This window comes from Streptomyces sp. NPDC051064, assembly GCF_044455985.1.
In the GTDB taxonomy this organism is placed as follows: Bacteria; Actinomycetota; Actinomycetes; order Streptomycetales; family Streptomycetaceae; genus Streptomyces.
On record NZ_JBITFK010000001.1, the window covers coordinates 250242 to 261841 of the forward strand.

The 11600-nt window shown below is 71.0% G+C and carries 8 protein-coding genes; 2 read left to right on the forward strand and 6 right to left on the reverse strand.

Annotation, left to right across the window (positions count from 1 at the left end):
* Positions 1 to 80: 80 nt before the first annotated feature.
* The 6 genes from ACIBCU_RS01185 to ACIBCU_RS01210 all read right to left on the reverse strand — a co-directional run bounded on the left by ACIBCU_RS01185 (position 81) and on the right by ACIBCU_RS01210 (position 9311).
* Positions 81 to 1643: a PE-PGRS family protein gene (locus tag ACIBCU_RS01185; protein ID WP_399228391.1), complete on the reverse strand. Its 1563-nt coding sequence runs from the start codon at positions 1641 to 1643 to the stop codon at positions 81 to 83.
* A 577-nt stretch (positions 1644 to 2220) separates the two neighbouring features.
* A complete protein-coding gene (locus tag ACIBCU_RS01190) occupies positions 2221 to 3675 on the reverse strand; it encodes a lysine N(6)-hydroxylase/L-ornithine N(5)-oxygenase family protein (RefSeq protein WP_399228393.1) in 1455 nt (484 codons plus the stop codon).
* Positions 3672 to 5072 carry a pyridoxal phosphate-dependent decarboxylase family protein gene (locus ACIBCU_RS01195; RefSeq protein WP_399228395.1) on the reverse strand — a complete coding sequence of 467 codons (1401 nt, stop codon included), beginning with the start codon at positions 5070 to 5072 and terminating at the stop codon, positions 3672 to 3674. The genes ACIBCU_RS01190 and ACIBCU_RS01195 overlap by 4 nt, the downstream gene beginning before the upstream one ends.
* Before the next feature lie 239 nt (positions 5073 to 5311).
* Positions 5312 to 7921, reverse strand: coding sequence for an aminopeptidase N (gene pepN, locus ACIBCU_RS01200; RefSeq protein ID WP_399228397.1), 2610 nt, complete (start codon positions 7919 to 7921; stop codon positions 5312 to 5314).
* A gap of 159 nt (positions 7922 to 8080) precedes the next feature.
* Positions 8081 to 8404 (reverse strand): chorismate mutase, encoded by a 324-nt coding sequence (locus tag ACIBCU_RS01205; RefSeq protein ID WP_362943645.1) that lies wholly within the window; start codon positions 8402 to 8404, stop codon positions 8081 to 8083.
* 130 nt (positions 8405 to 8534) lie between these two features.
* Positions 8535 to 9311, reverse strand: coding sequence for a S1 family peptidase (locus ACIBCU_RS01210; protein ID WP_399228400.1), 777 nt, complete (start codon positions 9309 to 9311; stop codon positions 8535 to 8537).
* Positions 9312 to 9557: 246 nt separating this feature from the next.
* Here ACIBCU_RS01210 and ACIBCU_RS01215 point away from each other — a divergent pair, with 246 nt between their 5' ends.
* Positions 9558 to 10469 carry a hypothetical protein gene (locus ACIBCU_RS01215; protein ID WP_362943639.1) on the forward strand — a complete coding sequence of 304 codons (912 nt, stop codon included), beginning with the start codon at positions 9558 to 9560 and terminating at the stop codon, positions 10467 to 10469.
* 39 nt (positions 10470 to 10508) lie between these two features.
* On the forward strand, positions 10509 to 11579 hold the full coding sequence (locus ACIBCU_RS01220) for an ankyrin repeat domain-containing protein (protein ID WP_399228402.1): 1071 nt from the start codon (positions 10509 to 10511) through the stop codon (positions 11577 to 11579).
* Positions 11580 to 11600: the final 21 nt, after the last annotated feature.

Sequence of the window (11600 nt, forward strand, 5' to 3'; positions counted from 1 at the left end):
TTGTGGGAGTGGAGGGGGGTGTCTGCCGTGTGCCCTCGCCGGTCACCGTCCTGCCCTGCCTGCCCTGCCCTGCCCTGTTCTCAGGGCTTCGGTCGTGTTCGTGGGCCGACCAGGTTCTGGTACAGGGCTTTGCGTTTCGGGGAGCCGTCCTGGGTCTCCGCCAGGGCGGCGTCCCACTGTTTCTTGATCTCGTCCAGGAAGGCGCGCCAGTCCCCGTCCTTGCCCATCTCTCCCAGTTCGACGAGGCGTTCGTTCTTGCTCAGTCCGCCGGAGCCGACCTTGTCGCCCTTGTGGCCGTGCAGGATGGACTCGGGGTTGGCGGTGGCTTCGGTGGAGCGGAAGTCGTGCTGGTAGCCCACGGGGCTGGTGGCGTGGGGTGCGAGGGTCTCGATGCCGATCTGGAGCGAACCGTCCTTGCTTCGGGTCGGCCGGTGGTGGACGAGCAGCATGTGGCCGTATGACCCGTTCGGGAGTACCACGTCGCCGTTCCAGTCCTTGGAGCCGAGACCGCCGCCGGAGATGTCCTGGCCCCACAGGTCCGGGCGGTCGGCGCCGAGGGACACCACGTTGGTGAGCGATGCCTTGAGGCCGCCCTTCTCCTTGAACGTGCCGCGCTTGCCCTCTTTGTTGTCCCCGATGGAGGTGCGGTGTGTGGCGAAGCCGCGGTCGACGACGTCGCCGGCGCGGGTGTCCGTGCGGTCGTCCTGGGTGATGCCGAGGAATTCCGGCAGTGAGTAGGCGGGTTCGTCGGCGGATCGCAGGGCGGGGATTCGGATGTTGACGCGTCCGCCGTGGGCGAGGGCGCGGATGACGTCCTTCTCGTAGTCGGCCATGTGCGCCCCGGCTTCCGGGTCGTAGAGTTTCAGCCCGTTCTGGAGGATGAGCAGCACCTTGGTGAGCATCTCGCGGGCCCGCGCGTCTTTCGCGACGAGGTCCGGTGCGGTGCTCTTGTTCTTGCCTTTGGCGGTGGTGGGGCCCGTTTCGGGGATGCCGTCGGGGTGCAGGCGCTTGGGGTCGATTCCGGCTGGATAGAGGGTGTCGACGGCCGTGTCCCGGATCTGCTGGTCGCGTTCCCGTTCCAGGTTCTTCTTCTCGTCGGGTGGGGTGTCAGGCGCTTTGGTGAGCATGAAGCGGCCGAGTGTGTAGTCCGGCGAGATCGGTGTGGCCTGACCGGCTTCCCGTGTGGCCGGGTGGTTGGCGCGGACGGCCAGGGTGGCGGTGAGCACGCGTTTGCCGGCGGGGAGCTTCAGCCAGTCGTCGAATCGTCCTTTGGTGTAGTTCTCGGCCTGCTCGTAGGTGCCGATGCCCACCTTGTCGAGCCACTGGGTGTTCACCTTGGAGAGGTGCTTGATGTCGCCCAGGTCCTGGGCGTTGAACGCCTCGCCGCGCATCACCCGCCGGTCGAGGACTTTCCTGAGCCGGGCCGGCCCTTCGGCGGTCCACTGCTCGGGCAGCCAGGTGCCCGGTGCGAAGACGTTCTTCTTCGTCTTCTGCTGGACTGTGTTCTGTTCGATCGACTGGCTCAGCCGGGCGATGGTCTCGGCCCCGTCGTCCTGTGGTCTGGGCGGCTCGGCCCGCTCGGGTGGTGCGGTGGTCCTGTCGGCGGCCACACGCTGCAGGTGCCGCACCCATGCGCCGCTCATGGTCGTCGGCTGCCGGGGGCGGAGCGTTGTACCGGTTGTGCGCTCGCCGGAGTTCCGGTGCTCCCGATCGGCGGAGTGCACAGGTGGTCCTCCTTGGCGCCTGGGGTGGCCTGCTTACCCGTTGTAGGCGAAGTTCTTGTTCTGGCCAAGGGCCTAAGGGGCAGGGTCCGGTGTCTCCGGGGCCTCATTTCCGGGAGCCGTCCGCTCCCCCAGCATGCGGAGGACGGCGGTGTTGCCCGCTGCGCGCTGGAGGTGGGCCATGCGGGCGGTCACGGAGCTTTCCGGTGCGGACTGCGCGGTCCTCTTGTACGCGTCGGAGGGCCCCGTGGGCCGTGCCCCGGTCCTGGTCGTCGAACTCTCCACGCCCGCCCTGCCCTCCGTCGCGCCGTGTTCGCCCTGTGCCGGCCGGTCGTCGGCCTGTGTGCCGTCCGGGGGTTCTTGCTCACGCGTTGTGGGGAAGGCGGGCCCGTGTCCCTGGGGCTGCGCCCAGGGGTGGATCCGGTGTCCCCCGGGACGGTCTGCGCGCACATGAACAACGACGCCCGGTTCGGGGACGTGAAGGTATCGCCCGGCGGCGTCAGGGACAACCGGTGCCTGCGGTACGCCCTTGGGTGAGGGGGGTGAGCGGGCTGCCTTGTCCGGGGACGGCGGGGGTGGGGTGGGGGGTGAGGCCGAAGGTGGTGAAGGCGGTGCGTTGTGGGAGGGGGTAGGGGGTGGTGCCGGTGAGGTTGTTGAGGATGGTGGCGCTGCGCCAGGCGGCGAGTCCGAGGTCGGGGGCGCCGACTCCGTGGGTGTGGCGTTCGGCGTTCTGTACGTAGATGTTGCCGGTGATGGTGGGGGCGAGGTCGAGGCGGAAGTCGGTGTGGATGCGGGGGCGTCCTTGGGTGTCGCGGTGGATGTGGGGGGTGATGCCGGTGAGGAGGGTGTCGAGGGGGCGTTCGCGGTAGCCGGTGGCGAGGACGACGGCGTCGGTGGTGAGGCGGCTTCGGGTGGTTTGTTGGGTGTGTTCGAGGTGGAGTTCGATGCGGTTGCCGCTGCCGGTGAGGCGGCCTGCGGTGCGGACGCTGACGCCGGGGGTGAGGGTGGCGTCGGGCCAGCCGCCGTGGAGGGTGCGGCGGTAGAGCTCGTCGTGGATGGCGGCGATGGTGTCGGTGTCGATGCCTTTGTGGAGTTGCCATTGCTGGGGGACGAGGGTGTCGCGTACGTGTTCGGGGAGTGCGTGGAAGTAGTGGGTGTAGTCGGGGGTGAAGTGTTCGAGGCCGAGTTTTGAGTACTCCATGGGGGCGAAGGCCTGGGTGCGGGCGAGCCAGTGGATCTTCTCGATGCCGCGGGGGCGGGCGCGGAGGAGGTCGAGGAAGATTTCGGCGCCTGACTGGCCGGAGCCGATGACGGTGATGTGGTCGGCGCGGAGGAGTTCTTCGCGGTGGTGGAGGTAGTCGGCGGAGTGGATGACGGGGATGCTGGGGGCTTCCGCGAGGGGGCGGAGGGGTTCGGGGATGAAGGGGGCGGTGCCGACGCCGAGGGCGATGTGGCGGGTGTGGGTGCGGCCGAGTGCTTGGGCTTCGCCGTCGTGGCCGAGTCGGGTGTAGTCGACGTCGAAGTGGGAGTGGTCGGTGTTCCAGCGGATGGCGTCGACCTGGTGGTTGAAGTGGATGGTGGGGAGTTGTTCGCTGACCCAGCGGCAGTAGGCGTCGTATTCGGCTCGGTGGATGTGGAATTGCTCGGCGAAGTAGAAGGGGTAGAGGCGGTCGCGGGTGCGGAGGTAGTTGAGGAAGGTCCAGGGGCTGGTGGGGTCGGCGAGGGTGGTGAGGTCGGCGAGGAAGGGGACTTGGAGGGTGGCGCCGTCGATGAGGAGGCCGGGGTGCCAGTGGAAGGCGGGGCGTTGTTCGTAGAAGGCGGTGGTGAGGGGGGCCGTGCCGGGGGTGGTGGGGATGCCGTCGGCGAGGGCGGCGAGGGAGAGGTTGAAGGGGCCGAGGCCGATGCCGAGGAGGTCGTGGGTCCGGTCGCCTTCGGGGGTTGTCCGGTCGGTCATCGGGGGGTGCTGCCTTCCGTGGCAATGCGGGTGTGGGCGTGGGTGACGAGGGTGAGGAGCTGTTGGAGGTCGTCGGGGGTGGTGTGGGGGTTGAGGAGGGTGGCTTTGAGCCAGAGGCGGTCGTCGGCGCGGGCGCGGCCGAGTACGGCGTGGCCTTGGTTGAGGAGGGTGCGGCGGATGGTGGCGACGGTGGTGTCGTCGGTGTGGGTGGGGCGGAAGAGGACGGTGCTGATGGTGGGGCGGCCGTAGAGCTCGAGTGCTGGGTCCTGGTCGATGAGGTCGGCGAGGTGGTGGGCGGTGGCGATGGTGCGGTCGATGAGGTCGGCGAGTCCGTTGCGGCCGAGTGCTTGGAGGGTGACGGCGATTTTGAGGGCGTCGGGTCGGCGGGTGGTGCGGAGGGAGCGGCCGAGGAGGTCGGGGAGGCCTGCGTCGGTGTCGTCGTCGGCGTTGAGGTAGGGGGCGTGGTGGTGGAGGGGGGTGAGGTGGTGGTGGTGGGGGACGGCGAGGATGCCGGCTGATGCGGGTTGCCAGCCGAGTTTGTGCAGGTCGAGGGTGACGCTGTGGGCGCGGTGGAGGCTGCGGAGGGTGTGGCGGTGGGTGGGGCTGAAGAGGAGGGGGCCGCCGTAGGCGGCGTCGATGTGGAGCTCGGCGCCGTGGGTGGTGGTGAGGTCGGCGATGTCGGTGAGGGGGTCGATCTGGCCGGTGTCGGTGGTGCCTGCGGTGGCGGTGACGAGGAGGGGGCCGTCGTTGCGGATGAGGGCGTCGCGGAGTGCGGTGAGGTCCATGACGCCGGTGGGGGCGGGGATGACGACGGGTTGGGGGAGGCCGAGGAGCCAGGCGGCGCGGGCGATGCTGTGGTGGGCGTTGGCGGCGCAGATGGTCTGTACGGGGCCGTGGCGTTCGCGGGCGAGGAGGAGGGCGAGTTGGTTCGCTTCGGTGCCGCCGGTGGTGATGAGGGCGTCGGGGTCGGGGGTGTGGGGGTAGATCTCGGCGGCGAGGGCGGCGGTGAGGGCGGTTTCGAGGGCGGAGGCGGCGGGGGCCTGGTCCCAGGAGTCCATGGAGGGGTTGAGGGCTGATGCGGCGAGGTCGGCTGCTGCGGCGAGTGCGAGGGGTGGGGTGTGGAGGTGGGCGGCGCAGTGGGGGTGTGCGGGGTCGGCGGCGCCTTCGGTGAGGGCGGTGACGAGGGTGCGGAGGGCGTGGTGGGCGCCGGTGCCGTGGTCGGGGATGAGGGGGCCGGTGGTGTGGTGGAGCTTTTCGGTGACGGTGTGGGGGCCGCCGGCGGGGAGGGGGCCGTTGCGGCGGGTGGCGCCGTCGTGGAGTGCGGTGAGGACGGTGTCGATGAGGGGGCGCAGGTGGTGGGGGCCTGCGGTGCCTCCGGCGAGGGGCGGGGTGGGCATGGGTGGTGTGGTCCTTCGGGTGCGCGGGGGCGGTGGTGCCAGCTTGTCCGGATTGCGGAGGGGGCGGCCGAAGAGCCCAACGATCTCAACCCGAAAGGGGTACTGCGGTTCGGTGTGGGGGTGTTGGGGTCCCCGGGGCTGGTATAGGCGTTCGTTGTTCGCATGACTGTGCCCGGCTCCTTCGGTGAAGGGCCGGGCACGGTGGCGGCGGGGTGCGCCTGGAGCGGCGGGGGGTGCGCTCAGGGGGCCGGCGTCGGTCGGTGGGCGTCGCGTACGGCGAGGGCACGGCGGAGGTCGTCGAGCTGGTCGGTGAGTTTGCGGCGGAGGGCGGGGGTGAGTCCGGGGTCGGTGAGGGCCTGGTCGCCGAGGTGGATGCTGTCGGGGTCGACGGCGTGGGCGGGGAAGGCGTGGCGTCCGGCGGCTTCGGCGATGGCGGGGCCGCGGCGTGCGGCGAGTGCGATGGCGTCGGGGTAGTAGCGGGCGATGTAGGGGTGGGTGAGTTCGCTCTGCTCGGGCTGCCAGAAGCCTTGGGCGGTGGCGGTGAAGAGGTAGTTGGACAGGTTGTCGTCGGTGAACATGGCCTGCCAGGCGGCTGCTTTGGCTTCGGGGGTGGGGAGGGCGGCGCGGCAGCGGGCGGCGCCTTCCTGTCCGGTGGCGCTGGGGTCCTTGGCGAGTTCGCGGTCGATGGCGGTCTCGTCGGTGGCGCCGAGGATGGCGAGGCGGGTGAGGATGCGCCAGCGGAGTTCGGGGTCGAGTTCGGGTCCGCCGGGGACGGTGCCTTCGCGGAGCCAGTCCTGGATGGCGTCGGGCTGGGTGGCGGCGTCGATGAAGTGGCGTACGGCGGTGAGGCGGAGGCCGGGTTCGGGGTTGCCGGGTGTGGTGGTGCCGGGGGTCCGGTCCCAGTCCTTGGCGGTGAGGCCTTCGGTGCGGCGGAGGAGGTCGCGGCAGAGGGAGGTGAGGGTGGCGAGGGCGGTGGGCCGGTCCTCGGGTGTGAGGTAGCGGTCGGTGATGTGGGTGGCGGCGAAGCCGAGTACGCCGTGGACGAGGGCGAGGTCGGTTTCGTAGGGGAGGTGGGTGCGGGCGGCGGTGAGGTGGACGGTGGGGTGGAGTGCGCCGTCGCGGACCATGTCGCGGGCGGTGTTCCAGATGACGGCGCGGGTGAGGGGGTCGGGGATGCCGGAGAGGTGGGTGAGGGCGGTGTTCCAGGAGTCGGGGTCGAGGCGGATCTTGGCGTAGGTGAGGTCGTGGTCGTTGAGGACGACGAGGTCGGGGCGGTGGCCGGGCTTCGTGGTGGGGGCGCCGTCCTGGGGGATGTCGAGTTCGAAGCGGTCGCGGAGGGTGAGCTGGTCGGTGCCGGTCTGGGTGTCGAGGCTGTGGTCGTAGGTGCCGACGGTGATGCGGTGGGGGCGGGTGCCGGCGCGGTCGACGGTGAGGTTCCAGCTGTTGCCGGTGGTTTCGGTGTGGGCGGTGAGGGTGTCGATGCCGGTGGTGCGGAGCCAGGTGGCGGCCCAGGCGTGGACGTCGCGGTCGGTGGCGGTGGCGAGGTTGTCGATGAAGTCGGCGAGGGTGGCATTGGCGAATTTGTGGCGGGCGAAGTGGGTGTTGATTCCGGCGAGGAAGTCTTTTTCGCCGAGCCAGGCGACGAGTTGGCGGAGTGCGGAGGCGCCCTTGGCGTAGGAGATGCCGTCGAAGTTGAGGAGGGCGGAGGCGGTGTCGGGGACGGCGTGGGGGTCGGGGGCGACGGGGTGGGTGGTGGGGCGTTGGTCGGCGTCGTAGCCCCAGCCCTTTCGGGAGACACCGAATTCGACCCAGGTGTCGGGGAATGGGGTCTCCCCTGCTCGAACGGAGTTGAGAGCTTGGGGAAGGGTGGCTTCGGTGAGGGTCTGGTAGCCCATGTATTCGGCGAAGGACTCGTTGAGCCAGATGTCGTCCCACCAGGTGAGGGTGACGAGGTCGCCGAACCACATGTGGGCCATTTCGTGGGCGATGACCATGGCGCGGGTCTGGCGTTCGGTGTCGGTGACGGCGGAGCGGTAGATGAATTCGTCGCGGAAGGTGACGAGTCCGGGGTTCTCCATGGCGCCGGCGTTGAATTCGGGGACGAAGGCCTGGTCGTAGGAGTCGAAGGGGTAGGGCTCGTCGAATTTCGCGTGGTAGCGGTCGTAGCAGGCGCGGGTGACGTCGAGGATCTCGTCGGCGTCGGCGTCGAGGTGGGGGGCGAGGGAGCGGCGGCAGTGGATGCCGAAGGGGAGGCCGGCGTGGTGGGTGGTGACCGAGTGCCAGGGGCCTGCGGCGACGGCGACGAGGTAGGTGGAGATGGGTGGGGTGGGGGCGATGGTCCAGCGGCCTTCGGTGGCCTGGGTGGCGGTTCCGTTGCCGAGGACGGTCCAGCCGGTGGGTGCGGTGACGGTGACGTCGAACACGGATTTGAGGTCGGGCTGGTCGAAGGCGGCGAAGACGCGTTGGACGTCTTCCATGAAGAGCTGGGTGTAGACGTAGGTCTCGCCGTCGGCGGGGTCGGTGAAGCGGTGCATGCCTTCGCCGGTGCGGGAGTAGCGCATGGTGGCGTCGACGGTGAGTTCGTGGGGGCCTGCGGTGAGGCCGTCCAGGGGGTAGCGGTTCTGGTCGAGGCGCTCGGGGTCCAGGGTCTGTCCGTCGAGGCTGAGTGAGCGCAGGGTTTCCGGCTTGATCTCGACGAAGGTGTCTCCGGCCGTGTGGGCGGTGAACCGGATGGCGGTGCGGGAGCCGAAGGTCTCCTCACCCGTGGTGAGGTCGAGGTCGACCGTGTACCGGTGTACGTCGAGGAGCTGGGCGCGGGTCTGCGCTTCGTTGCGCGTCAGTACGGACATGGCGCCCATGCTGCCGTACGGGTCCGGGGCTGTGCAGCGGGGTTCTCGCAGGGCTGACGGCGCGTGGCGGGGGCTCTGCGGCGCACTGGCGGTGCGGCCCGCGCCGGCCCTGGGCGGCGCGGGGCCGGGTGCGGCGCGGGCCCGGGGCCGGAGGTGGGGTCAGGCGGTGGGGCCCGCGGATTCCTCGGCGATGCGCTCGTGGTGGCGGATGACCTCGGCGACGATGAAGTTCAGCAGCTTCTCGGCGAAGGCGGGGTCCAGCTTGGCGCTCTCGGCGAGTTGCCGCAGCCGGGCGATCTGGCGGGCCTCGCGGGCGGGGTCGGCGGGCGGCAGGTGGTGTTCGGCCTTGAGGTGGCCCACCTGCTGGGTGGCCTTGAAGCGCTCGGCGAGCATGTGGACGACCGCGGCGTCGATGTTGTCGATGCTCTCGCGCAGGCGGTTCAGTTCGGTGGTGACGTACTCGTCGATGTCGCTCGTGGTCATGGTCAGCGAGCTTAGACGCACCGGTCGTGGGGTGGTCGACGGCGGGTGGCCGGCGGCTTCGTGGAAGCCGGGCCCGGGGGCTCCCGTCGCAGCGGGAGCCCCCGGGGGGTGGTGCGCAGGGCGGGTGGTGTCAGAGGGTCGCGGCGGCCGCGGCGATGGCGGAGGCGAACGTCGACACCTGGGTGTAGACGCCGGGGTAGCCGGGCCGGGCGCAGCCTTCGCCCCAGCTGACGATGCCGACCTGGGTCCAGGCTCCGGCGTTGTCCTTGCGGAACATGGGGCCGCCGGAGTCGCCCTGGCAGGTGTCGACGCCGCCGGTGCTGACGTATCCGGCGCAGATCTCCTCGCTCGGGACGAGGTCGCTGCCGTAGGCCTGCCGGCAGGTGGTGTCGGAGACGTAGGGGACGGTGGCCTTGAGGAGGTAGCGCTGCTGGCCGCCGCCCTCGGTTGCGGCGCCCCAGCCGGCGACGGTGAAGGTGCCGGTGTCGTAGGCGGTGGTGGTGGCGATCTTCAGGGTGGGCTGGTTGATGGGCTGGGCGAGTTTGATCAGTGCCCAGTCCTTGCCGACGCCGTTGTAGCCGGGTGCCTGGAGGACCTTGGTGGAGCGCACCTTGACCGCGGAGGACGACTGGAGGTCGACGGCTCCCGCGGTGGCGGTGATGGAGGTGTTGTTGCCGGATCCGTCGACGCAGTGGGCGGCGGTGAGCACGACGGTCTGGCTGTAGAGGGCGCCGCCGCAGCCCATGGAGAGCCGGACCATGAAGGGGAATTCGCCCTGGGCGGCGCGGGTTCCGCCGACGACGGGTGCGGGGGCGGCGGAGGCGTTCGACGGCTGGAGGCTGATGGTGGCGAGGGCCACCGCGGCTATGACGGAGCATCTCTTGAGGGTGCGCAGGAGCTGTTTCACGGGTGTGCCTGCTTTCGTGTGGGGGGTGACGGGGGGTGCAGGCGTGCGGGCGTGCGTGTCCTGGTCAGGGCATGGAACGAGCAATTCTCGGCATGCCCGCGACAAGAACGATCCGATTATCGGGAAGCGGTCACCGCTGTCACAAGGCGGGGTTTCCGGCCAAGATCATCAGTCGTCCCCCGGCCGGTTCCCGTCGGATCGGCCTAGAGTGGGGGTCCGTTGAGCGCCATTGATGGGGGTTCGGTCGTGAGCGACGGCAGCAACGGCAGTGGCGGCGGTCCGGTCGTCCACGGGTTCCCGCATCTCGACACCGTCCGGTCCGCGATCACGGCGCTCTACCGGCGGGTCTCCCCCGACGGTGTGCGCGCCTACGCCACGAGCCTCGCCCCGGCCGACGCCGCCTTCTCCGAGGTGGACGATCTGTATCTGGGCTCCCAGCGGGTGGCCGGTGCCCTGGTGCAGCACCTGCGTCTGCCGCAGGCCCGTATCGTCGTCGGCTTCCGGCGGATGGAGCACGCCGCGAGCGTCGAACTCACCGCCGGCCCGGAGTACTTCATCGAGCTCAACGAACGTTTCCGTACGCACCGCAGGGACATCGGGGCCGCGCTGGCGCACGAGATCACCCATGTGCTGCTGCACCGGCTGGGGCTGGAGCTTCCCGGCACCCGCGACAACGAGATCCTCACGGACACGGTGACGGCCTATCTCGGCGCGGGGTGGCTCCTGCTGGACGCCTTCCGTCAGGACGCGGTCTCCAGCCAGAAGCTCGGCTATCTCACCCCCGAGGAGTTCGGGTACGTACTCGCCAAGCGCGCGCTGGCCTTCGACGAGGACCCGTCCGTGTGGTTCACCAGCCCCCAGGCGTACACGGCGTACACCAAGGGGCGGGCCGAGGCCCTGCGCGACCTGCAGCGTCCTCCGCTGACGGCCGCGGGGTGGGCGGGCAGGCGCCGTTACGCCAAGGACCGCCGTCACGCCGGGGACCACCCGGGCGCCGCCCTCGACCCGTCCGCCCCGTACGCCTTCGAGGGCGGCACGGACGGGCTCCGGGTCTCGTTCGCCTGCCCCACCTGCCACCAGCGGGTCCGGGTCGCGGTCAGGGGCCGCACGCGGGCCCGGTGCGGCCTGTGCCGCACGGTCCTGGAGTGCGACACCTGAGAAACTCGCCCCGGTCCGGGGTGGTCGTAGGGTCGGTGCATGACGAACGGTCCGGTCGGGGGTGCCAGCGGCCTCTTCGAGGCGTTGTACGCCGATGAGGACGCTGTCGTACGGGCGCTCCGTGCGGGCGCGGCCGCCGAGTCGAGCGACGAGGCGGGGACGACCGCGCTCTATCTGGCGTCCGTGCAGGACCTGCCCGGCGCGGTCCGGCTGCTCCTTGCGGCGGGCGCGGACCCTAACCGGGCGAGCGGCCCGGAGGCCGGCGATCTCCCGCTCTGCGGGGCGGCGTGCGGCGGGCACGCGGAGGTCGTCGGGGCGCTCCTGTCGGCCGGGGCCGAGCCGGATCTGAGCGAGGAGTTCGGCTTCACGGCGCTGCGCTGGGCGGCGGGCCTCGGTCACGCCCGGGTCGCGGAGACGCTCCTGGCCCATGGTGCCGACCCGGAGGTGCCCGGCCCGCAGGGTGAGACGCCGCTGGTGGTGGCGGCCCGGCGGGGGTCGGTGCACACCGTGCGGGCCCTCCTCCGGCACGGCGCCCGCGCCCTGTCCCCCGCGCTGGAGGAGGCCAGGCGCATGCTCACGCTGGACGTGGAGCGGGAGTTGCGGGACGCGCTGCGGCGTATGTACGGGGACGAGGGCCACGAGAGCGTGGTGCGCCGCGCACCAGCGGATGGCGGGGTGACCGTCACGGTCGAACTGCGGCGGGGCGGGGAGCTGTTCGCGTCCCAGGACCTGCAGACGGGGCACGGGGCGATCGCGACGCTCCTGGAGAGCGAGCTGGGCCTGCGGGCCCCGTTCGAGGAGCTGGCCGTCCGGGCACTGCGAGAGGGTGACCCCGGGCTGGACAACTGGCTGGTGGCCGTCGGGGCGCTGCGGCAGCGCGGTGACGAGGAGACGTTCCAGGCGGCGGCAGCGTGGACGGCGAGCGGGGATCCGCTGCGGCAGGCGTTCGGCGTGGATGTGCTGGCGCGGCTCGGATTCCATGGCGGCGGCAAACCGTTCGCCGGCCTGGCGGTGCCGCTGCTGCGGGAGCTGGCCCGGACCGCGGCCCCGGCGCCGGCCGAGGCGGCGGCGCGGGCACTCGACGGGTACGAGGGTCCACCCGGGAGCTGAAGCGGGAGGACGGGTGCGGTG